Origin of the sequence: Dyella humicola, assembly GCF_026283945.1 — a bacterium.
GTDB lineage: Bacteria > Pseudomonadota > Gammaproteobacteria > Xanthomonadales > Rhodanobacteraceae > Dyella > Dyella humicola.
Genome location: NZ_JAPDPC010000001.1, coordinates 2,811,560 through 2,835,302, shown reverse-complemented (window position 1 = coordinate 2,835,302; position 23,743 = coordinate 2,811,560). Strand labels below are relative to the sequence as shown.

At 63.4% G+C, this 23,743-nt stretch carries 16 protein-coding genes; 9 read left to right on the top strand and 7 right to left on the bottom strand.

Annotation, left to right across the window (positions count from 1 at the left end):
- Positions 1–47 precede the first annotated feature (47 nt).
- A complete protein-coding gene (locus tag OUZ30_RS12580) occupies positions 48–821 on the top strand; it encodes an NAD kinase (RefSeq protein ID WP_266182654.1) in 774 nt (257 codons plus the stop codon).
- 49 nt (positions 822–870) lie between these two features.
- Positions 871–1,800 carry a 5'-nucleotidase gene (locus tag OUZ30_RS12575; RefSeq protein ID WP_266182653.1) on the top strand — a complete coding sequence of 310 codons (930 nt, stop codon included), beginning with the start codon at positions 871–873 and terminating at the stop codon, positions 1,798–1,800.
- Positions 1,801–1,828: 28 nt separating this feature from the next.
- Here the strand turns inward: OUZ30_RS12575 and OUZ30_RS12570 are convergent, their stop codons facing one another.
- The 6 genes from OUZ30_RS12570 to OUZ30_RS12545 all read right to left on the bottom strand — a co-directional run bounded on the left by OUZ30_RS12570 (position 1,829) and on the right by OUZ30_RS12545 (position 13,261).
- On the bottom strand, positions 1,829–2,704 hold the full coding sequence (locus tag OUZ30_RS12570) for an aldo/keto reductase (protein WP_266182652.1): 876 nt from the start codon (positions 2,702–2,704) through the stop codon (positions 1,829–1,831).
- Positions 2,705–2,778: 74 nt separating this feature from the next.
- Positions 2,779–4,233, bottom strand: coding sequence for an efflux transporter outer membrane subunit (locus tag OUZ30_RS12565; RefSeq protein WP_266182651.1), 1,455 nt, complete (start codon positions 4,231–4,233; stop codon positions 2,779–2,781).
- Positions 4,230–7,535 (bottom strand): efflux RND transporter permease subunit, encoded by a 3,306-nt coding sequence (locus tag OUZ30_RS12560; protein WP_266182650.1) that lies wholly within the window; start codon positions 7,533–7,535, stop codon positions 4,230–4,232. The genes OUZ30_RS12565 and OUZ30_RS12560 overlap by 4 nt, the downstream gene beginning before the upstream one ends.
- The gene (locus tag OUZ30_RS12555) at positions 7,532–10,639 is read right to left on the bottom strand and encodes an efflux RND transporter permease subunit (protein ID WP_266182649.1); all 3,108 of its coding nucleotides are present in this window, start codon (positions 10,637–10,639) and stop codon (positions 7,532–7,534) included. Before OUZ30_RS12555 ends, OUZ30_RS12560 begins: the two co-directional genes overlap by 4 nt.
- Before the next feature lie 19 nt (positions 10,640–10,658).
- Positions 10,659–11,909, bottom strand: coding sequence for an efflux RND transporter periplasmic adaptor subunit (locus OUZ30_RS12550; RefSeq protein WP_266182648.1), 1,251 nt, complete (start codon positions 11,907–11,909; stop codon positions 10,659–10,661).
- 476 nt (positions 11,910–12,385) lie between these two features.
- On the bottom strand, positions 12,386–13,261 hold the full coding sequence (locus OUZ30_RS12545; RefSeq protein ID WP_266182647.1) for a DMT family transporter: 876 nt from the start codon (positions 13,259–13,261) through the stop codon (positions 12,386–12,388).
- Between the two features lie 228 nt (positions 13,262–13,489).
- Here OUZ30_RS12545 and OUZ30_RS12540 point away from each other — a divergent pair, with 228 nt between their 5' ends.
- The 5 genes from OUZ30_RS12540 (at position 13,490) to OUZ30_RS12520 (ending at position 18,902) form a co-directional block, all read left to right on the top strand.
- Complete coding sequence (locus OUZ30_RS12540; protein WP_266182646.1) at positions 13,490–14,659, top strand: acyl-CoA dehydrogenase family protein; 1,170 nt, start codon at positions 13,490–13,492, stop codon at positions 14,657–14,659.
- A 91-nt stretch (positions 14,660–14,750) separates the two neighbouring features.
- On the top strand, positions 14,751–15,293 hold the full coding sequence (locus OUZ30_RS12535) for a GNAT family N-acetyltransferase (protein WP_266182645.1): 543 nt from the start codon (positions 14,751–14,753) through the stop codon (positions 15,291–15,293).
- On the top strand, positions 15,290–15,784 hold the full coding sequence (locus tag OUZ30_RS12530; protein ID WP_266182644.1) for a nucleotidyltransferase family protein: 495 nt from the start codon (positions 15,290–15,292) through the stop codon (positions 15,782–15,784). The genes OUZ30_RS12535 and OUZ30_RS12530 overlap by 4 nt, the downstream gene beginning before the upstream one ends.
- 218 nt (positions 15,785–16,002) lie before the next feature.
- A complete protein-coding gene (locus tag OUZ30_RS12525) occupies positions 16,003–18,270 on the top strand; it encodes a thiamine pyrophosphate-dependent enzyme (protein ID WP_266182643.1) in 2,268 nt (755 codons plus the stop codon).
- Positions 18,271–18,362: 92 nt separating this feature from the next.
- Entirely contained in the window at positions 18,363–18,902 is a 540-nt protein-coding gene (locus OUZ30_RS12520) for an Ivy family c-type lysozyme inhibitor (protein ID WP_266182642.1), read from the top strand.
- 248 nt (positions 18,903–19,150) lie between these two features.
- Here OUZ30_RS12520 and OUZ30_RS12515 read toward each other — a convergent pair whose 3' ends face one another.
- Positions 19,151–19,930, bottom strand: coding sequence for a phosphatase PAP2 family protein (locus tag OUZ30_RS12515; RefSeq protein WP_266182641.1), 780 nt, complete (start codon positions 19,928–19,930; stop codon positions 19,151–19,153).
- Between the two features lie 135 nt (positions 19,931–20,065).
- Between OUZ30_RS12515 and OUZ30_RS12510 the strand changes: the two genes are divergently transcribed.
- On the top strand, positions 20,066–21,724 hold the full coding sequence (locus OUZ30_RS12510; RefSeq protein WP_266182640.1) for a serine hydrolase: 1,659 nt from the start codon (positions 20,066–20,068) through the stop codon (positions 21,722–21,724).
- Positions 21,725–21,865: 141 nt separating this feature from the next.
- A complete protein-coding gene (locus OUZ30_RS12505; protein ID WP_266182639.1) occupies positions 21,866–23,485 on the top strand; it encodes an alpha/beta hydrolase-fold protein in 1,620 nt (539 codons plus the stop codon).
- The last annotated feature ends 258 nt before the right edge of the window (positions 23,486–23,743 follow it).

Genomic DNA, 23,743 nt, shown 5'->3' with positions numbered 1-23,743 from the left:
CGCCCTTCGTCCATCTACGCTCAACTGAAGCCCTCGCTACCTGACTGATGTCCGGCCCTATGCGCTTTGCCTTTGTCGCCAGCGGTACCAATGTTGCCCAGCAAGCCCGGCGCAAGCTCACCGAGCGCTACGGCGACCTGGCTCCGGAGCAGGCCGATGTGATCGTCGCGCTGGGTGGCGATGGTTTCATGCTGCGCACGTTGCATACCTATCGTGCCCTTCCGGCGCCCGTCTATGGCATGAAGCTCGGTCGTGTCGGCTTCCTCATGAACAAGCATCGGATCGACGACCTGGATGCGCGCATCGAGCGCGCACACGCCGCCGTTCTGTATCCCCTGGAAATGCGCACCACCGATGCCGAAGGGCAGGTGCATCACGCGTTGGCGTTCAACGAGGTGTCGCTGTTGCGCCAGAGCAACCAGGCAGCGCATCTGGAAGTGAAGCTCAACGACACGGTGAAACTCACCACCCTGGTGTGCGATGGCATCCTGGTTTCCACGCCGGCCGGCTCCACTGCCTACAACCTCTCGGCACATGGTCCGATCCTGCCACTGGATGCCAATGTGCTGGCGCTGACGCCGATCAGCCCGTTCCGGCCGCGTCGCTGGCGCGGCGCCATCCTGCCGCATCGCACGCTCGTTACCTTGCGCATTCTCGATCCGGGCAAGCGACCGGTGAGCGCCACCGCCGATTTCCACGAAGTGCGCGACGTTCGCGAGGTCGAGATCCGTCAGTCAGCGGGCCACGGTGTACGACTGCTGTTCGACCCCGAGCACAATCTGGAGCAGCGTATTCTGGATGAGCAGTTCGCGCCGGATTGACGGTCATTCGAAGCACTCATCGCCACCTGTTTGCGCTAGATTGGTGATCATGACCCGCGCCACTCAAGACGCCCACGACCCTTCCTCAGCCGGCGATAACCGGTTGGTGGTGGCGATTTCCTCGCGCGCCCTGTTCGACCTGGGTGATAGTCACGCGCTGTTCGAGCGTGACGGGCTGGACGCCTATCGCTCATTCCAGATCGAGCATGAGAACGAGATCTTGAAGCCTGGCGTGGCGTTTCCGCTGGTGCAGAAACTGCTCGACCTCAACAAGCTGGCGGGGGATGTGCCGCCGGTCGAGGTGATCCTGCTGTCGCGCAACTCCGGCGACACGGGCCTGCGCATCTTCAATGCGATCCAGCATTACGGGCTGGAGATCAGTCGCGCTGCGTTCACCAGTGGGGCGCCGACGTCGGACTATATCGCCCCGTTCAAGACCGACCTGTTCCTTTCCGCCAATGCGGAGGACGTGGGTCGTGCACTTGCCGCTGGCGTGGCCGCCGCCACCATCCTGCCGTCCACCGCGCCGCCGCGAGCCACCGAGCAGCTGCGCATCGCCTTCGACGGTGACGCCGTGATCTTTGGTGATGAAGGCGAGCGGGTGTCGCGCGAGGAAGGGCTGGAAGCGTTCCATCGCAGCGAGCACGAGTTGGCCGACCAGCCGCTGTCGGTAGGGCCGTTCCGCGGTTTCCTCACCGCCGTGCATCGCCTGCAGGCTGCGTTTCCCGCGGAGGACTCGCCCATCCGCACCGCGCTGGTCACGGCGCGTTCCGCGCCTGCCCACAAACGCGTGATTCTCACCCTGCGCCGCTGGGGCGTGCGTATCGACGAGGCGCTGTTCCTCGGTGGACGCGACAAGGGGCCGTTCCTCGACGCCTTTGGCGCCGACATTTTCTTCGACGATTCGCCGGCCAACGTGGAATCGGCACGCAAACATGTGGCCACGGGCCATGTGCCGCACGGCGTGAGCAATCGCTAAACCGGGCTCCTACACGGAGCATCGTGGCTCAGGGCACCGAATGCCCCTTGCTCGCCGTCCAGATCGCATACCAGTCTTGCGCATCGAGCTGCACGTCCAGTGCGGCGACGGCGTCGCGCAGGCCTTCGATGCGACCGGTGCCGGTGATGGGGTGCGGGCGTGATGGATGGCGCAGTACCCAGGCGAAGGCGAGCGTGCCCAGGCTGACGCCATAGCGGTTCGCTATCGCGGTCATCTCGGCGCGCAGGCGCACGGCCTGTTCGTCCTCGCCAGTGAACAGGTGACCACCACCCAGCGGCGACCAGATCATCGGGCGCAGGCCAAGTTGTTGTGCCTGGTCGAGCGCGCCGTCGTCCAGCGCGTCCATCTTCAAGGGGGACAGTTCGACCTGGTTGGTCAGCAGCGGGTGTTGTTGATGCAACAGTGCAAACTGACTTGCCGTGAAGTTGGAAACGCCCCAGTGCGCCACTTTGCCCTCGCGGGTCAGTGCGGCGAACGTATCAGCCAGCGCGGTGGCATCCATCAGGTAGTCGGGGCGATGGATCAGGACCAGATCCAACTGCTCCGTCTGCAGCTTGCGCAACGACTGCTCCACTTGGCTGCGCACATACGCTGTCGAGCTGTCGTAGTAGTTGATGCGATAAGGATGCTCGGCGGAACGCAGGCGTATGCCGCACTTGCTGACCAGCTGCATTTGCGCGCGCAGTGCCGGCGCCGCCTTCAATGCGTCGCCGAAGGCTGCCTCGGCGCGATAGTCGCCATAGATATCCGCATGGTCGAACGTGGTGATGCCCAACTCCAGCGCCTGCTCGATCCAGCGCACCCGTTCGGCCACGCTGAGCTGCCAGCTGGTGATGCGCCAAAGGCCGGCGACGATGGGTGAGAGTTCAAGGTGAGCGGGCATCGGTCGATCGCGCGGGGAAAGAAGCGCAGTGTGCCAAGCGCGTTGCACGCACGCCATAGGCCGAGTCCAGATGTTCAGCGCTTGGCCGTCGCCTGTTTCGCGTCGCCCAGTTCGCTGGCCGACCAGCCGCCGCCCAGATCGCCAATCAGGGACACCGCATTGAGCAGGCGTTGCTGCTGCACGTTCAGCGCGGTCTGTTGCGTGCTCAGCTGGGTCGTCTGGGCCGTGGCCACGGTGGTGTAGTCGACGGTGCCCGCCCGGTATTCGTTGAAGGCGATCTCGGCGCCGCGGGTGGCATCGTGCACGGCGGCATCCAATACCTGGGCCTGCTGGGCGAGGATGCTCGAGCCGGCAAGATCGTCCTCGACGTTGCGGAAGGCGGTCAGCACGGTGCCGCGATAGTTGGCGACGGCGGCATCGTAGGTCGCCTCGGCGGCGGCGACCTCGCCATGGCGCGCGCCGGCGTCGAACAGCGTTTCCGTGGCGCTGGCACCCAAGGACCACACGCGGTTGGCGATATGCAGCAAACCGGCCAGCGGCGATTGCGAGAAGCCGTCCGTGCCGGACAGCGAGATGTTCGGGTAGTAGGCCGCGATGGCGACGCCGATGGCGGCGTTCTGCGCGGCCATCTGGCGCTCGGCCACGGCGATATCCGGTCGACGTTCTAGCAGGGTGGAAGGCACGCCCGACGGAACCGACGGCAGCGCCGGCAGGCTGATGCTGTGCGGAATGTCCAGATCTTCGGGATTCTTGCCGACCAGCACCGCAATCGCGTGAGCATCCTGTGCGCGGGCGACACCTAGCGCGATCAGGCTGGCTTGCGCGTTCTCCAGCTGCGTTCGTGCGGTAATCACGTTGGACGGAGCGATGGTGCCGGCCTTGTCCTGATTGCTTACCACGCGCAGGGACTCCTGGTACGCGGCGACGGTCTTCTGCAGCAGGTCGATATTGGCGTCGGTCACGCGCAGGTCGATCACAGCCGTGGCCAGCGCGGTCCGCTCCGACAACGTCGCGTTAGCAAGGGTCGCCTCGCTGGCCTGGGCGTTCGCCTTGTTCTCCTCGACGGTGCGGCGGACCTTGCCCCAAAAATCGGGTGCCCAACTGACATTGCCTTCGAGCGAGCCTGACGACGTCACCTGCCGGATATGCTCGGCGGCGCTGCCGGCATTGGTGGTGGGCACGCGGTCCCGGGTGACTTGACCGGTAATGCCGATGTTGGGGAACAGGGCGCTGCGGGCCACCTGGACTTCCGCCAGCGCCGCCTGGTAGTTCGCGTAATCCGCGCGCACGGTCTGGTTGGAGACCGACACCATCGGCTCGAGCTGGTCGAGCAGCGGATCGTTGAAAGCGGTCCACCAGGCGCCCTTGGGCAGGTCTTCCGCCGGTGCGGCGGCGGTCCAGCCGGGCAGCTCCTTGTATTGAATGGGCACGGTCACCTGAGGGCGATGGTAGTCCGGGCCAACCATGCAGCCGCCGAGCAACAGCGTCATCGAGGCGGCCAGCGTTTTGCGTGGGATCTTCATGGTCATGCACTCGCGTCTGATCGGTTCCACGGCAGGCTTTCCGACCACGTGGCGAGTCTGGCGCGCAGGCGGTCGAGATAGAGGTAAATCACCGGCGTGGTGTACAGCGTGAAAACCTGGCTGAGAATCAGGCCACCCATGACGGTGATGCCCAGCGGTTGCCGCAGCGAGGCGCCCTGGCCAATGCCGACGGCCAGGGGCACCGCGCCAAGGACGGCGGCCGCCGTGGTCATCATGATCGGGCGCAGGCGTATCACGGCGGCCTGGTGGATCGCCTCCTGTGGCGCCAGCCCGTCATCACGCTGAAGGTGGATGGCGACGTCGATCATCATGATGGCGTTCTTCTTGACGATACCGATCAGCAGGATGATGCCGATCATTGCGATCACTGAAAATGGCGTGCCGAAGATCAGCAAGGCCAGGGTGGCGCCGATACCCGCCGAGGGCAGGGTGGACAGGATGGTGATCGGGTGGACCGTGTTCTCGTAGAGAATGCCGAGCACGATGTAGACCGCGGCCAGTGCCGCGAGTATCAGCAGGGGCATGGTCGACATGGATTGTGCGTACACCTGGGCGGCACCGGCGGAACTGCCGTGGATGGAAGCCGGCAGGCCCAATTCTTGCGATGCCTGCTCGATCGCCGCGAGCGCACTGCTCAACGAACCGCCCGGCGGCAGGTTGAAGGAGATGGTGGCAGCCACCAGGCCGCCTTGGTGGCTGACCTGGGTCGCGGTGTGGTTGCTGACATAGCTCGCCAGCGCGGGGAACGGCACCATCGTTTCGGGCGCCGTACTGTCTGCACTGCCGCTGGAGCTGCCGCCCTTCGAATTGGAGATGGCATTGGTGAGCTGGTTCGCCTCCGCATCGGCATTGCGTGCATTGGTGTTCGACGCGGAACCCGATGACGTGCTCACCGCCGTCACGGTGGTGACCGGCTTCACCAGCGCACTCGACAACTGCGTCTGCTGCGTGCCGCTCGCATTGCCTGCCGCTGCGCTGAAGCGAATGCGGTCGAGCATCTGCGGGTACTGCCAGTACTTCGGCGCCACCTCCATCACGACGAAATACTGGTTGAGCTGGTTGTAGACCGTCGAAACGGTACGTTGGCCGAAGGCGTCGTAGAGCACGGCGTCGATCTGGTTCGGCACAAAGCCGTAGCGCGACGCGGTGGCGCGATCGATGTTGACGAAAATCTGCAGGCCGTTCTGCTGCAGGTCCGAATTCACATCCGTCATCTGGGTGTGATACTTGCCCAGCTCGGTGACCAGTCGCGGTACCCAAAAAAACAGCGCCTCCGGATCGTCGCTGGTCAACGTGTACTGGTATTCGGACGCCGACTGTCGTCCGCCAATATGCAAATCCTGTGCGGCCTGCAGGAACAGCTTGGCGCCTGAAACCGCATTGAGCTTGGGACGTAGTCGATCCACCACTTGCGCCGCCGAGAGCTTGCGTTGGGACAGCGGCTTGAGCTCGATGAATACGTTGGCGGTGTTGAGTGCGCGACCGCCGGTGAAGCCCGCTACGGATTCGACGCCGGGGTCTTTCTGCACGATCGCCTGCAGTTGCGCGAGCTTTTTTTCCATCGCCTGGAACGAAATGCTCTGGTCCGCGATGATCTGGCCGATCAGGATGCCGTTGTCCTGTTCCGGAAAGAACGTGGAAGGCACCAGCTTGATCAGGAAGACGTTGAGCACGATCAGGCCGATCAGGGTCAAGCCCACCAGCATGGCGTGATCGAGCACGGCGCTGAGCGAGCGGGCGTAGGCGCTTTTGAAGTGCTCGAACTGGCGCTCGTACCACAGGGCCCAGCGCGCCCTCGAATGCAGGGTGCGGCGGTTGAGTACATAGGCCGCCATGGTCGGCGTGACGGTCAGCGAGATCACCAGCGACAACAGGATCGCGATCGACAGCGTCACCGCGAATTCGTGGAACAGCAGGCCGACGATGCCCGGCATCAACAGGATCGGCAGGAACACCGCGATCAGGGACAGGCTCATCGAGATCACCGTGAAGCTGACCTCGGCGCTGCCGCGCAAGGCAGCTTCGCGCACGTCCATGCCCGACTCGACGTGGCGCACGATGTTCTCCAGCACCACCACCGCATCGTCGACGACGAAACCGGTGCCGATGGTCAGCGCCATCAGCGAGAGATTGTCGATGCTGTAGCCGAGCAGGTACATCGGCCCGAAGGTGCCGACAATCGACAGCGGCAGCGCCACCGCCGGCACCAGGATCGCCCGCGGTGACTGCAGGAAGATATAGACCACGCCGATCACCAGCAGCACCGCGATGAACAAGGTGCGCTCGGTATCGTTCACCGCCGCATTCACCGATTGGGAGCGGTCCAGGGCAATGCCGATATGCACATTGCGCGGCAGGGTCGCCTCGATCGACGGCAGTACCTTGCGGATCTGCGCGACGGTCTTGACGATGTTGCCGCCCGGCAGCGGATAGACGATGACCAGCACCGCGTCCTTGCCGTCGTAGAGGCCGGCGTTGCGGATGTTTTCCGCCGAGTCGAGCACGTTGGCGACGTCGCGAAGCAGTACCGGCGCACCGTTGCGGTAAGCCACCACCAGGTCGCGGTAGGGTGCGGCCTTGTTGATCTGGTCGTTGGACAGCACTTCGAAGCGCTGGCCGTTTTCATCGATGTGGCCCTTGGCGCTATCGGCATTGGCGGAACTGATGGCGGCGCGGACATCTTCCAGCCCGATGCCGTAGCTATTGAGCTGATCGGGCTCCAGTTCGACGCGCACCGAGGGCAGCGCGCTGCCACCGAGGGTGATCTGGCCCACGCCGTCGACCTGCGACAGCTGCTGCTGGATCACCGAATCGGCCGAGTCGTACAGCTGCGCCCGCGTCAGCGTCTTGGAGGTCAGTGCCAGCACCATGATCGGCGAGTCCGCCGGGTTGTACTCGCGATAGCTGGGGTTGTTGCGCAGGGTGGTGGGCAAGTCCGCACGCGCGGCCTGGATGGCGGCCTGGACGTCGCGCGCCGCGCCATTGATATCCCGGTTCAAGCCAAACTGCACGACGATCTGCGAGCTGCCGACCGAACTCTGCGAGGTCAGTTCGGTAACGTCGGCGATGGTGCCCAGGCGCCGCTCCAGCGGCGCGGCCACCGTCGCGGCCATGATGTTGGGGCTGGCGCCGGCCAGATTCGCCTGCACCACGATGACCGGAAACGTGATGTTCGGCAGCGGCGCCACCGGTAGCCGGAAATACGCCAGCAAACCGGACAGCAGGATCGCGACCGCCAGCAAGGTGGTGGCCACCGGTCGCTTGATGAAGAGCCCGGGGATGCTCACGGCACGGGCTCGGCAGCCTGCTCGGGATCCTTGCGGCGGAAGCGCTGCGCAAGCCGATCAAAGAACAGGTAGATCACCGGCGTGGTGAACAGGGTCAGCATCTGGCTCAGCGCCAGGCCGCCAATGATGGCCAGGCCCAGCGGGCGGCGCAGCTCCGAACCGGTCCCGGTGCCCAACAGCATCGGCAGCGCGCCCAGCATCGCCGCCAGCGTGGTCATCAGGATCGGGCGGAAGCGCAGCAGCGAGGCCTCGAAGATGGCTTCGTCCGGTGGCTTGCCGTGGTCGCGCTCGGCCTCGAGGGCGAAGTCCACGATCATGATCGCGTTCTTCTTGACGATGCCGATCAACAGCACGATGCCGATGATGCCGATCACATCCAGGTCGCTGCCCGCGATCATCAAGGCCAGCAGGGCACCAATGCCGGCCGAAGGCAAGGTCGAGAGAATGGTCAGCGGATGGATGAAGCTTTCGTACAGTACGCCGAGCACGATATACACGGCGACCAGGGCGGCGATCAGCAGATACACCTCGCTCGACAGCGAATCCTGGAAGGCCTGTGCAGCGCCCTGGAACGAGGATGTAATGGACGAGGGCAGGTTCACCGCCTTCTCGGCCTGGTTGACCTCGTCGACGGCCTTGCTCAGGGACGCATCCTTGGCCAGGTTGAACGAAATGGTCACCGACGGAAACTGCGCCAGATGACTGAGCACCAGCGGCGACTTGGTGATCTTGATAGTGGCGATGCCCTTGAGCGGCACCTGGCCCGAACTGCTGGTCTGGCTGGGCAGGTACAGGTCGCCCAGCGACTCCACCGTCGGCATGCTTTCGGGCTTGGCCACCAGGATCACGCGGTACTGGCTGGACTGGTTGAAGATGGTCGACACGATGCGCTGGCCCAGCGCGTCATAGAGCGCGTTGTCGATCGTCGCTGCGGTAATGCCGAAGCGCGCCGCCAATTGACGATTGACCTCGACGTCGACGCTCAGGCCATCGTTGTTGAGATCGCTGGTGACGTCGGTGATCGACTTGATGTTCTTCATGCGTGCGATCAGCTCGGGCACGTACTGCATGAAGGCCTGCTGGCTCGGCCCGCGCAGCACGAACTGGTACTGGTTTGGCGATATCGTGGTGTCGAGGGTGAGATCCTGTTCCGGCTGCAGGTACAGCTTGATGCCGGGTATGTTCGTCACCTCGCCCTGAATACGCCGGGCAATCTCGGCCGCCGTCGACGAGCGGTCGTCGATCGCTTTCAGATTGATCAGGAAGCGGCCGTTGTTGAGCGTGGTATTGGTGCCGTCGATGCCGACATACGACGTGAGCCCGGTTACATCCTGATCTTTCAGGATCGCTTCGGCCAAGGCCTGTTGTCGGTTCACCATCGCGCTGTAGGACACCGAGTTGTCGGCGATGCTGATGCCCTGGATCACGCCCACGTCCTGCACCGGGAACAGGCCCTTGGGGATGACCACGTACAGGATGACGGTCAGCACCAGGGTGGCGACGAATACGATCAGGGTCAGCGTCTGGCGCGCCATGACGAAGCTCAGGCCGCGCTTGTAAGCATCCAGGGTCTTGTTGAACAAACCCTCGCTGACGCGCTCGAAGCGACTCGGGTGACGATCGGCCTGCGCCCGCAAAAGACGCGCGCACAACATGGGCACCAGGGTCAGCGAGACAACGCCCGAGAGTACGATGGTGATGGCCAAGGTCACCGCAAACTCGCTGAACAGGCGCCCGATCACGCCGCCCATGAACAGCAGTGGGATCAGCACGGCGATCAGCGACACGGTCAGTGAGAGAATGGTGAAGCCGATCTGCCCGGCGCCTTCCAGTGCAGCCTCCAGCGGCGTGCGGCCTTCCTCCAGATAGCGCACGATGTTCTCGATCATCACGATCGAATCGTCGACGACGAAACCGGTGGCGATGATCAAGGCCATCAGCGAGAGGTTGTCGATCGAGTAGTTAAGCTCATACATCAGCGCCAGCGTGCCGATCAGCGACACCGGTACCGAGATGCTGGGAATGATCGTGGCCGGCACGTTGCGCAGGAACACGAAGATCACCAGCACCACTAGCACGATGGCCAGCACCAGCTCGAAAGCCGCGTCGGTGACCGAAGCACGGATCACGCCCGTGCTGTCGGACACGACCTGCACCTTCATCCCCGCCGGCAAGGTGGACTCCAGTTCCGGCAGCTCCTTCATGATCTTGTCGACCGTGGCGATCACGTTCGCCCCCGGCTGGCGCTGGACATTGAGCACGATGGCCTGCGTCGTGTTGAACCAGGCACCTTGCTCGGTGTTTTGCGGGGCGCGGGTGACGCGGCCCACATCGCGCAGGAAGACGGGCGCTCCGTTCTGGTACGCGACCACCGTGTTGAGGTAATCCTCCGGGTCCTGGATCTGATCGTTACCGTTGATGGTGTAGTTCAGATACGGGCCATCGAAATTGCCCTTGGGCTGACTGACGTTGGTGTTCGCGATCAACGAGCGCAGGTCGTCGATATTGAGTCCGTAAGCCGCCAGCTTCCTGGGGTCGGCCTCCACTCTCACGGCAGGAACATTGCCGCCCGCCGGGGTGACCAGGCCGACGCCGGACACTTCGGAAATCTTCGCGCCCAGCCGGTTGTTGGCGACGTCCTGCAATTGCGTCAGCGACATCGAATTCGAGGTGACCGCCAGCGTGAGAATGGGCTGGTCGGCCGGATTGACCTTGGCATAGGTTGGCGGTGCCGGCAGGCCCGAGGGCAACAGGCTGTTGGCGGCGTTGATCGCTTCCTGCACGTTCTGCTCGGCGACGTCGAGGTTGAGCGACAGATCGAACTGCAAGGTGATCACCGAAGCGCCAGCCGAGCTGTTCGAGGTCATCTGCTGCAGGCCGGGGATCTGGCCCAGTTGCACTTCGAGTGGCGCAGTCACCGTGGTCGCCATCACCGTCGGGCTGGCGCCGGGATAAAAGGTTTGTACCTGGATCGTCGGGTAGTCGACGTCGGGCAGGGAGGACACTGGCAGGAAGCGCACCGCGACGAGACCCACCAGCACCAGCGCGATCATCAATAGCGTGGTCGCCACCGGCCTGAGGATGAACAGGCGGGAAATATTCATGGGATGGCCGCTGCGCCGATCACGACGAAGCTGAGTGGGCGCCGTGCGCTCGCTTGCCGCTGTCGTGCTGGGCACGTCCCGCGGATGACGCCGCTGCCGGAGCAGCACCCGCGCCGCTCGACTTCGCCGTGGCGATCTTGATCTTGGCGCCGTCGCTCAAGCGGTCGGTGCCATCGGTGACGACCTGTTGGCCAGCCGCAAGACCCGACAGGATCGCCGTATGCCGGCCATCGCTGGGGCCCAGCGTCACCTTGTGCACGGAGACGCTCTGATCGGCATTGACCAGGTAGACGAAATCCCCTGGCGCACCGCTCAGCACCGCTGGCGTGGGCACCAGCACCGCGTTGTGCATGGTGTCGACCAGCAGCTGCGTATTGACGAACTCGTTGGGGAACAACACTTCGTCATCGTTGGGGAAGGTGGCACGCAGCGTCACCGTGCCGGTGCTGGTGGCCATCTGGTTGCTCAACGCGAACAGCGTGCCGGTGGCGAGTTGCCTGGTGTTGTTGCTGTTGTAGACCGTCACTGGCAGCTTGGCGCCGGCATTCACGCGCTGCAGCACCTGGTTCAACGAATTCTGCGGCACCGTGAATTGCACCGTGGTCGGCTTCATCGTGGTGATGATCACGATGCCCGGCGAAGTCGATTGGGTGACGAAGTTACCGGGATCGACCAGGCGCAGGCCAACGCGCCCGGCAACCGGCGCGGTGATGTGGCAATACTCGATATTGAGTTCGGCCTGCGCGATGTTGGCCTTGTCGGCCTTCACGGCCGCTTCGTTCTGTTGAACCAGGAACTGCTGGCCGGTAAAGGTCTGCTCGGCAATCGATTGCTGCTCGTGCAACTGGGTGAAACGGGCCAGGTCGGAGCGGGATTGGGCCAGGCTCGCCATATCCTTCGCCAGCTGAGCCTCCGCCTGCTGCTTGTTGATTTCGAACTGGCGCGGGTCGATCTGGGCGAGAAACTGCCCCTTGGACACGTCCTGGCCTTCCTGGTAACCGACGGCGGTGAGGTAACCGCTCAACTGCGGCAGCACGTTGACGGTGGCGACTGGCGTGACCGTGCCCAGTGCATTCAGGATGACCGGCATGTCGCCCAGCGATACGGGGGCGACGCTAACGACCTGGGGCGGACTGGCGGGCCTGGTTTTTGCGCCGGTGAGGATATGCACCACCATCAGCACGATCAGGGCGATGATGACGATGGCGGCAATCCACCAGCCTCGACGTTTGCGAACGTGCCCGGTTGTCGTCGACGTGTCGGCACTCATACGCCATCTCCCAGCGGGTCTTTGCAACATTCACCAGGCAAGCAAGCACGCGTCCATCGTTCGAAACATCACCGGCTCGAATGACGTGGCTTGCCGACAGCAAAAAACTGTCGTGACAACTTCAACGACTCTTGATCCATGTGGTTGACCGCGAGGACCGTCATCCTGCCGCCCGCCTATCATTCGCTGCCCTTGTTCCAGCCGTACGTGCTTGACGTGTCTACCGCCCATGACTGATCGCATAGCGGTCGTCACGGATTGGTGATCTTTCGCGGTGAGGCTGGATTTTCCTTGCCTTGAGTGAAGGTCCGAGCAAGTCTTTGCTCGTTGTTCCGGCGCATGCCGGATAAGCAGCGTGACCAACCATTCGATGTTGGTGACCGGCTTAGATGAAATTTTATTTAGATTTTCCCGAGCTGACCTGACCGAGCGAGCGACCAGAATTGGCTGCATCTCGCCCTGTCATGTGCGAGCGCTCAGACCAGCTTGGTACGCCGCCACCATGAGGTGACTTGTTCCTCGCGCACCAGGGTGAACAGACCCGAGCCAAGGATGAGCGCGATGCCGATCAGCATCGGCCAGTCCAGATGATCGCCAAACAGCCAGTAGCCGAAGCCGATGGCCCACAGCATCTGGCTGTACTGGGTGGGCGCCACGCGGTTGGCGGGGGCGTGATGGGTCGCCAGCATCAGCAGCACGCCGGCCAGTCCGGCGAGCAGGCCGTAGCCGGCAAGCAGGAATCCTTGGTGCAGGTCGGGCCAGACAAACGCCGGTAGCATCAACACGCCGCCGCTGACCAGCGGGCCGATCACGCCAGCGCCGTACAGGCTGATGCGTTTCTCATGCGGGCCTGCCATGCGCAAGGCGACCACAGAAACAGCACCGGAAAGGCCGCAGGTCATGGCGGCGAAATGGCCTGGCCCCAACACCCGAAATCCAGGACGCAGCACCACCAGCACGCCGATAAAACCCACGATGACCGCGGACCAGCGCCGCCAGCCGACATGCTCCTTCAGGAAAATCACCGAGAGCAGGGTGACGAAAATCGGCAGCAGGAAGATCAGTGCAAACGCCTCGGCCATCGGCAGCGCGGTGAACGCGATCACCGCCGCAATATTGCAGATGGCACCGGTGACCGCGCGAATCCACCAAAGCCGCGGCTTGCGCGCGTGGAACACGTCGAGATAGCGATCATCCGCCTTGCGGATAAAGGGCAGGGCGCTGAGCATCAGCACGGCGCCGAAGAACACCGCCTCATACGGGGGCAGGCTGCCGTGCAGCGATTTCACAAAAGCGTCGCTGATCGCATAGGCGGCGTAGCAGGCGAAACCGAGTAGGACACCTTTGAACATGGGGATTCCGGCTGGGGAGGCTCGTTATCCACGCAAAAGCAGGGATCCCGTGCCTTGACGGCACGAATAGAGACGCCGAGTCCCAGCCTGCGCTGGGACGACAAGGAGGCGCGCATGGTCCCATAGCCGCCCCCGGCCGCCTACCCCGGCCCTGCTGCACTTCGCCATGACCGGGCGGGGCAGGACGGCTAGAATGGCGGTTTGCCCCTCCCGTTACGGAACCGAAGCATGTCCGCTCGCCTGAATCCCCTCGATCTCTACGACGTCCGCTCGCTGCTTTCCGACGAGGAGCGCATGGTGCAGGACACCGTGGGCCGCTTCGTCGATGAAAGAGTGCTGCCGATCATTGGCGATTGCTTCGATCAGGGCCGCTTCCCCAAGGAGCTGGTCCCCGAGATCGCCAGCCTGGGCCTGCTGGGTGCCACCTTGCCCGAGAAGTACGGCTGCGCCGGCATGAACGGCGTTAGCTATGGCCTGATCTGCCAGGAGCTGGAGCGCGGTGATTCCGGTCTGCGCAGCTTCGCCTCGGTGCAGAGCTCGCTGTGCATGTATCCCATCTACGCCTACGGCACCGAAGAGCAGAAGCTGCACTACCTGCCGAAAATGGCGGCCGGCGAGATCATCGGCTGCTTCGGCCTCACCGAGCCGCACGGTGGTTCGGACCCCGCCAACATGAAGACCCATGCCAAGAAGGATGGCGGCGACTGGGTCATCAACGGCGCCAAGATGTGGATCACCAACGGCAACGTGGCGCACATCGCTATCGTGTGGGCGCAGACCGAAGACGGCATCCAGGGCTTTATCGTGCCCACCGATACCAAGGGCTTCACCGCGCAGGAAGTGCACAAGAAGATGAGCCTGCGCGCCTCGGTGACCAGCGCGCTGTTCTTCGACAACGTGCGCGTGCCGGAGGCCAACCGCCTGCCGAACGTGAAGGGCCTCAAGGGTCCGCTCGGCTGCCTCACCCAGGCCCGTTACGGCATCACCTGGGGCCCCATTGGCGCCGCCCAGGCCTGCCTCAAGGAAGTGCTCGATTACACGCAGGAACGCATCCTGTTCGGTCGCCCGCTGGCGTCCAACCAGGCCGTGCAGCTGAAGTTGGCCGAGATGGCACGCCGTATCACCATGGCGCAGCTGCTCTCGTTGCAGCTCGGCCGTCTCAAGGACGCCGGCAACATGCAGCCCACCCAGGTCTCGCTGGCCAAATGGAACAATTGCCGCATGGCCATCGATATCGCCCGTGAATGCCGCGACATCCTCGGCGGCGCCGGCATCACCACCGAGCATGTGGCGATCCGCCATGCGCTGAACCTGGAATCGGTCATCACCTATGAAGGCACCGAGACGGTGCATCAGCTGGTGGTGGGGCGCGAGCTGACGGGTATCAACGCGTTCTGAGTGATGGGCGATCCGCCGCATGAACCGTCATCCCGGCGTCTGTCGGGATGACGGAGCGGAATCCTTGGACGATGCTGGGAGGTCGCAGGGAATGAGCTGGCAAGACATCCGCATTGAGACCGATCGACTGATCCTGCGCCCGCCGCGCCGCGAAGATTTTGACGCCTGGGCTGCCAACATGGCCAACGAAGAGTCGGCCCGCTTCGTCGGTGGCGTGCAACCACGTGCGGCCGCGTGGCGTGGTTTCCTCACCATGGTCGGCGCCTGGGCTATCCAGGGCTTTGGCATGTTTTCGGTGATCGAAAAGAGCAGCGACCAGTGGATCGGCCGCATGGGGCCGTGGCAACCGGAAGGCTGGCCCGGTACCGAGGTGGGCTGGGGGTTGGCGCGGCACGCCTGGGGCAACGGCTATGCGCTGGAAGGCGCCAGCGCCTGTATGGACTGGGCCGTCGACCAGCTCGGCTGGACCGACATCATTCACTGCATCGATCCCGCCAATCTCCCCTCGCAGGTGTTGGCGCAGCGATTGGGTTCGCGCCTTCGTGGTCCCGGCAAACTAGCAGCCCCGTTCGAGGACGCGCCGATCGAAATATGGGGCCAGACGCGCGACGAATGGCGGCGTCGACGCACATGAGTCATGTCTCGCCCGCCCTCTATCGCACGCTGGCCCAGATCGTGCCCGACCTGTATGTGCATTGCGTCGATCCCTGGTGCCTGATCGGTAGCGCTGCCGCCCTGCTGGTGGGCGCCGATGTGGGCGTGTCGGATGTCGATGTACTGGTGTCGCGCGACGATGCCGAACGATTGATGACGCTATGGGCTTCACTGCGCGATAAATACCACCAGCCCGCCGATGCGGATCGCTTTCGCTCGCATTTTGCGCGCTTCCGTTTTCCCGGTATGCCCGTCGACATCATGGGTGGGCTGGAGCTCGGTGGAGTGTCCGGCTGGCAACCTGTGAGCGTCGGGCGCCTGACCCTTGCCGGTGTGGACGGCCAGGCTGTGCCCGTGCCTACAGTGGCGGATCAGATCCGCATCCTTGAAAGCTTTGGGCGCGATAAGGATCGCCAACGCGCGATCGCGTTGCGCTCGCTCGCTTCCTCTCCCCTGCGGGGAGAGGACTGAAGTGAGGGGGCGGGTGCTTGCGATGATGTTTCTACAAAGCGCGCTTCGATGAGTCCATGTCGCAAGATTGGCCCCTCACCCCGGCCCTCTCCCCAGGGGGAGAGGGAGCGAAGGCTGAACCGCGCGTGGCCCCATACTGGCGCGTGCGTCACGCCCAAGCCGATAATCCACCGTTTGCCGCGTTTTGCGGCTGATCGTCAACGAGACAAGCTGCCACCATGACCGCTATTCCGTACTCCATCACGGCACGCCACAAGGGTTTCAACCGCGCCGAGATTGTCGACCAGAATTTCACCGAGTTCGTGCAGCTGTGGCAGGGCGACGTGCATGCGCCGCGCGGCGATCATTCGCCGGTGTTGCCTGGCAGCTCGCTCGATGCGAGGGGCTTTCGCGAGTTGCTCGAATCGCAGCTGATCAGCCGCCACCTCGACCTGATGGCGCGCGTGCTGCGTGTGCAGAACAAGGTCTTCTACACCATCGGCTCCAGCGGCCATGAAGGCAATGCGATGGTGGCGCGGCTCACCCGCCATACCGATCCGGCCTTCCTGCATTACCGCTCCGGCGGATTCATGGCCGAGCGCTTCCGCAAGCTGCCTGGCATGGACCCGGTGATGGATTCCGCGCTGTCGTTCGCGGCCAGCAAGGAAGACCCGGCATCGGGCGGTCGCCACAAGGTGTGGGGCAGCAAGCCGTTATGGGTACTGCCGCAGACATCGACCATTGCTTCGCATCTGCCCAAGGCGCTGGGTACTGCCGTCGCCATTGAGCAGGCGCGCCGCATCGGCCACCGACTGCCCATTCCCGACGATAGCATCGCGATCTGTTCGTTCGGCGATGCTTCGTCCAATCACGCCACCGCACAAACCGCGTTCAACGCGGCGGCCTGGACGGCCTACCAGAAGCTTCCGGCGCCCGTCCTGTTTGTGTGCGAAGACAACGGCATCGGCATCTCGGTAAAGACGCCGAGCGGCTGGGTGGCTAACAATTTCCGTCATCGCGCCGATCTCGATTATTTCTTTGCCGATGGGCTCGATCTGGCCGAGGGCTACGCCCAGGTGCAACAGGCGGTCGAGCATTGCCGCCACACGCGCCGCCCGACCTTCCTGCATTTGAAGACCACGCGCGTGATGGGTCACGCCGGCACCGATTTCGAAATCGAATGGCGCAGCGTCGAGGAATTGTTCGCGGTGGAAGCCAGCGATCCGCTGCTGCGTTCGGCTGAGATAGCACTGTCCTCGGGGCTATATACGAAAGAATCGCTACTCGCGTTGTACGAGACCACGCGCAAGCGTTGTTTTGCCGCGGCAGAAGATGCCGATAGTCGCCCGCGCCTGACCTCGTTGGCCGATGTCATGAAGCCGCTGGCGCCGTATACACCGGCTGCGGTGAAGACGGAGGCCGAGCGCACGGATTACCAGGATCGTCGCATCGCCGCCTTCGGCGCTGAAGACAAAGTCCCCGAGAAGCAGCCGCCACGTCATCTGGCCATCCAGATCGGCCAGGCGCTGCACGACATGATGGCGAAGTACCCGGAATCGCTGCTGTTCGGTGAGGATGTAGCGCAGAAGGGTGGCGTGTATACCGTCACCAAGGGCTTGCACAAAGCGTTCAAGAACAGCCGCGTATTCAACACCCTGCTCGACGAGACGATCATCCTCGGTCTCGCCCAGGGCTACGCCAACATGGGCATGCTGCCGATCCCCGAGATCCAGTACCTCGCGTATTTCCACAACGCCTGCGACCAGATTCGCGGCGAGGCGGCGTCGCTGCAGTTCTTCTCCAACGACCAGTACCGCAACCCGATCGTGATGCGCGTGGCCAGTCTGGGTTACCAGAAGGGCTTCGGCGGGCACTTCCACAACGACAACTCGATTGCCGCGTTGCGCGATATCCCCGGACTGGTGGTGGGTTGTCCAAGCCGGGGCGACGATGCGGCCAACATGCTGCGTACCATGATGGCGTTGGCCAAGATCGATGGACGCGTCTGCGCGTTCCTGGAACCCATCGCGCTGTACATGACCAAGGATCTGTACGAGGCCGGCGATGGCCAGTGGCAGTTCGACTATCCCGCACCGGGTCAGGCCATGACCTTGGGCGAAGGACGCGTCTACCACGAGCAGGCCAAGGACCTGGTGGTCTTCACGTTCGGCAACGGTGTGACGATGGCACTGCGCGCCGCTCGTACGATCGAAGCCGAGCTGGGCTGGCAGGTACGTGTGGTTGATCTGCGCTGGCTGGCGCCGCTCAACAACGCCTTCATCGCCGAGCAGGCAAAGTCGGCCAAGCGCATCATCGTGCTGGACGAAGGTCGCCGCAGCGCAGGCGTGGGCGAGGGCGTCATCACCGCCATCGTGGAAGGCGGCAGCGGTGCCACGCCGTTGCAGCGCGTCGTGGGCGAGGACACCTATACGCCGCTTGCTGGCGCAGCGCTGCTGGTGTTGCCGGGTGAAGCGGATGTGGTTGCCGCGGCGCGCAAGCTGAGCTGATGGAGCGCGCGTGGCGATGCCAGGCCATCCGGATCGCCACGCCTCCTTCCTTGCGTTAGGCTCGTGAGCCATCGCAAGGCAAGGAGGTTTCCGTGCGATACCGTCTTATCTTTGCGCTGGGCCTGATCGTCGCTTGCACGGCGTGTTCAGCGCCCCAGGGGCAGGCCGCGATTTCGCCGGCATCCACTGCAACGCCTGCTGTGGTGAGTGCCGCACCTGCTCCTGCGGCCGCCGCAGCGGATTCGCCTATCGCCGATGGGCCGCTGTACTTCGGCGACCTGCTGCAGCGTCGCGATTTCGCCGCCGCATTCGCGGCGTTGTCTGGCGCCGATCAATTGCCCGAGTGGCCTCGTCAGGGCGGCACCTCCACGCCTGCACAGCACGTCGAACTCAATGGTCGCCAGCTATGGCTGGTAACGGCTTGCAAACCACACGATTGTCCCTCCGAGCGTATCCTGGTGCTCTATGACGAGAGCACGCATGTGATGTCGGGTGTGTTTGCGCGACGCAAGCCGGGGGTGGCGGACGATGTCGACAGCAACGATGCAGCGAATGACGATTTGACTTGGTTGGGGGCGCCGGATCAAGCGGCGAAAGGACTGCTGCTGGGGAAGCTGTATTCGTCGGAGTAGGGGCGAGTCTTTTGCTCTTGCTGGTCATCCTCGATTTGTTTTCAAGGTGGCGTCCACCAGCTTCCTCACCGTCATCCCCGCGAAAGCGGGGATCCAGTGCCTCTCGCTCTTTTCTGATGTTCCCTTGACCGGGCTCGTCTGCCGCAGGAACGCTATATCGAAGGCAAAAGGCACTGGATCCCCGCTTTCGCGGGGATGACGGTGCGGGATAACCGTCTTCGCTGGGCCGACCTAATGGGGCGAACCATTCAAGCAGCCTGGCGCAACCTCCAATACTCCGCCCCACCAATACACACCACCAGCCACGCCAACCCACTCGCATAGCCACCCAGCACATCGCTGAGATAGTGCACCTGCAGCAGAATGCGGCTGACGCCAATCACCGTCACCATCGCGATGGCGCCCGCGACCACGGGACGGTGCCAGCGCAGCGGCGATAGACGCAGCAGCACATAGGCCAGCATGCCGTAGAACACCATGGCGCCAAACGCGTGGCCGCTGGGGAAGCTCCAGCCAGCCTCCGTCAAGAAGCCATGCACCGGGCGTGGTCGTTGGAACCATGCCTTGATGCCGCTGTTGATCGGCACGATGCCCGCCACCGCGATAGCCCAGCTGGTGGCCAGGCTCGGGTGTCGACGTAGCAGCAAAACGGCCAGTACGACCACGGAAGCCGCTGCTACCGTCCACAGGTCGCCAAGATGCGTGATCGCGGCGATGATTCGCAGCGTCGTATCCGGCAAGTGTGCGCGCAGATCCGAGGCGAGTGCGGCATCGAAACCCGGCAACAGGCCCTGTGCTTCTGCGCCAATGGCGATCGCGATGGCAACAAACAGCAGGATCATCGCGATCAGCAACATGGCCACGGTGCGTGCGCGGATGGCGACGGGAGCCCGGCCAAGGGCGATGGCGGCATCACGTTGTCGCAAGTTCCAGCGCCACGCCACGTCGCCTACCAGCACGGCCACGAGCAGCAGACCGGCCCACAGCAACAAGGCGTGCGTGGCAATCCATTCAATCAGGTCGTCCATAGATGTCCTAAAGCCGGCGGGACATGATCCACGGAGCGGGCAGAGCCGTCGAGGGCATGGACGCGTGACTTTCAGTGCTGGTCTGGCCGTGGCTTTGCGGCGATAGTGCGTTCTTTGTCGTCTATGGAGTCGAAGATGTTCCAGCGAACCCGGTCCCCGCGCCTGGCGGGTTGTTTTGCACTGCTGGTATTGGCCGCGCCGATCTGGGCGCAGACCGCAGTGCCGGCAGCTATACCGACCGCTCCGCTGGTCAGCACGACCCAGCCGGCCTTGCCGGCGCAGCTGCAGGATTTTGGCGCTTATGTGGACGGCGCCCGTAAGCAATTCGACGTGCCAGGCATCGCCGTGGCCATCGTCAAGGACGGGCAGGTAGTGCTTGAACAGGGTTTCGGTGTGCGCGAACTGGGTCGGCCGGAACCGGTGGATGCGCGCACGCTGTTTGCCATCGCTTCCAACACCAAGGCATTCACGGCGGCGGCGCTGCAGATGCTGGCCGAGGAAGGCAAGCTCCAGATGGACGATCGGGTGATCGACCATCTGCCGTGGTTTCAGATGTCCGACCCTTATGTGACGCGCGAAATGCGTATCCGCGATCTGCTGGCGCATCGAAGCGGCCTGGGCCTGGGCGCCGGCGATCTGCTCTATTGGCCACCGACGTCCTACTCCACCAAGGAAGTGGTGGAGCGCCTGCGCAACGTGCCACTGGCGACCAGCTTCCGCAGCGCCTATGCCTACGACAATATTTTGTTCGCCGTGGCCACCCTGGTGATCGAACAAGTGTCGGGCCAGCGTTATGCCGACTTTATCCGCGATCGGATCTTCAAGCCGGTGGGCATGGATGAAGCACTGGTCGACATGACCTATCTGAAGCCCGGCATGAACGTGGCCATGGGCCACGCCAAGTTCAACTTCAGCGAACTCAAGCCGGTGCCGCCGATGGCCTGGTCGAACAACCCCGGTGCCGGCGGCATCTACGCCAGCGTGCACGACCTGGCCAAGTGGATGAACCTACAGCTCGCCGGAGGCAAGTTGCCCAACGGCCAGCGGCTGTTCTCCGAAGACAGCCAGAAGCAGATGTGGTCCATGCTGACGCCGATGAAGATCAGCGAGCCGCCGGTGCCGGAGCTCAATGAGTCCCGGCCGAATTTCGCCGGCTATGGCGAGGGCTGGTCGCTTTCGGATTATCGCGGTCAGCGGCTGGTATGGCATACCGGCGGCTGGCCCGGCATGGTCTCGCGCGTGACCCTGGTGCCCGAGCTGAAACTCGGCATCGTCGTGTTGACCAACCAGGAATCCGGTGCGGCCTTCAACGCGGTGACTTATCGCGTGCTCGATGCCTTCCTGGGCAAGGACAAGAAGGACTGGGTGGCCGCCTATGCCGCTGCGGTGAAGAAGACCGAAGGCAACGCTGACGATAGCTGGAAGAAGCATCAGGCCGCGCGTGACAAGGGCAGCAAACCGTCGTTGCCGTTGGCCGATTACGCGGGCACCTATCGCGATCCCTGGTATGGCGACATCGTGGTAAGCAGGGAAGGCGGCAAGTTGCGTCTTCGTTTCTCCAAGACGGCGCAGCTGGTGGGCACGATGGAGCCGTGGCAGCACGAAACGTTCATCGTGCGATGGGACGATCGATCATTGAACGCCGACGCCTTCGTCAGCTATACGCTTGATGCCGACGGCAAGGTGCGCGAAGTGCGCATGCAGCCGATCTCGCCGCTGACCGATTTCAGCTTCGACTTCCAGGATCTGCGGCTTGCGCCCGTCACGGATGCCAAGGCGACGAAGTCGGAGTGATGCTCTCCCAAAATGTGGCGACATGCCGACCAATGTCGGCGTGTCGCCATCCCAGACTGCGTGAACCCGGCAAGTGCCGGAGCCACGAAGATTTGAACAATGCTTTTCCGCGCAACCTCAAAGCCATCCACGGAGAATGTCATGCGGACGTACCGACTCACCTTTGCCGTCTTGCTGTGCTTCGGCCTGACCCTCGCGGGCTGTACGCGCGATCAGGCGCAGCCGCCGGCCCACGCCTTCCATGTCGAACTTGCAGCGACGGCGGGCGCGGCCAAAGCAGGGCGCTTGCTGGTGTTCGCGGAGGAAGCGAAGACCGCGGAGGCATCGAGCAAGGACGGCAAGGTCGCCGAGGTGGACATCAACCAACTTGATCCCAGCCAGGTGAGTGTCGCGGCACGCGAGGTAAGCCGGTTGGAGCCAGGGCAGGGCGTGGATGTCGATATCGCTGCCCGGGCTTTTCCCGCGTCCTTTGCGAAATTGCCGCCAGGCGATTACTACGTGCAGGCGGTGCTCGACGTCGATCACAGCTACAACTACACCGGCCGGGATGGCGGCGACCTCGTCAGTGACGTGGTGAAAGTGCATTTGCCCGCCACGTCGACGCCAACGTTGCAACTGACATCCACGTTGCCGGTGCATGACCTTTGGTCATTACCTGCTTCCGCCACTCAGGCCGTGCGCGATGCCTTGCCGGAAGCGCGCAGCCACACCCAGGACCTCGATTTCGTCAGCCCGGCCTTGTCGGCGTTTTGGGGACGGCCGGTGCATATGCGAGGCTTCGTGCTGTTGCCGCCGGGCTATGACGCCAAGAGTGCCGATACCTATCCGGTGGTCTACCTCACCCACGGTTTCGGCGGCGGTCTGGGACATTTTGCCAATGGCATCGCCAGTACCTGGCTGGCAATGTCGAACGGTGAGATGCCGCCGATGATCTGGGTGTATCTCGACGAATCGAGCCCCACGGGTACCCATGAGTTTGCCGATTCGGTGAACAATGGCCCTTGGGGGCTGGCACTGACCGAGGAACTGATCCCGCACCTCGAAGCGACGTACCGCATGGATGGCAAAGCGAACGGCCGCTTCCTCAATGGCCACTCATCCGGTGGCTGGGCCACCTTGTGGCTGCAGACGCGCTATCCCAAGGTGTTCGGTGGCACCTGGTCCACGTCGCCCGATCCGAGCGACTTCCATGACTTCACGGGGGTGGACCTGTATGCACCGGGCGCCAATGTCTATCGCCGCGCCGATGGTTCGACCTATCCGCTGATCCGCGACAAAGGCAAGGTGCTTGCCACCTTTGAACAGTACGCCGAGATGGAACGTGCGCTCGGCAGCTATGGCGGGCAGATGGCGTCGTTCGATTGGGTGTTCTCACCGCGCGGCGCGGATGGCCGTCCGCAACCCATGTTCGATCGCGATACCGGTGCGGTGGACGCCAAGGTGCTTGCCTACTGGCAGGAGCACTACGACATCGCCCATCGCCTGCAAACGCAATGGCCTGAACTGAAGCCCGACCTCGATGGCAAGATCCACCTGATCGTGGGCACCGCCGATACGTTTTATCTCGACGGGTCGGCGCATCGCTTGAAGGATGTGCTCGATGGCTTGCACGCGCAGTCGGACATCCGGTTCCTGCCGAACAAGACGCACTTCGACCTGTACGCCGATGGCAGTGACCGTACGGCGCTACTCAAGCAAATCGCCTGGGAGATGTATGCGGTGGCGCGTCCGCAATCGACGCTGAAACGAGCGGCTCCGTAGTTTCGCAAGCGCTCCGGCGGCGGCATGGCGGGAGCAGCTGGATAGTCAGTCGATGCATGCAAGGGTTGCGCAGCAAAGGGGCTTGCCACGCAGTGGGAAGCCCCTTTTTGCGAAAAATGCGCAAAACCAAACGCTGGTTCAACGCAGGATTTTTCGCGCCGCTTTTCATCACTTCCTGCGACCGGATTCATGGATCGTGCACCGTTGCGGCTCACATCATGAGAGCGTCGAAGCTGCCACCTTGCCCGGTGGCCGTCG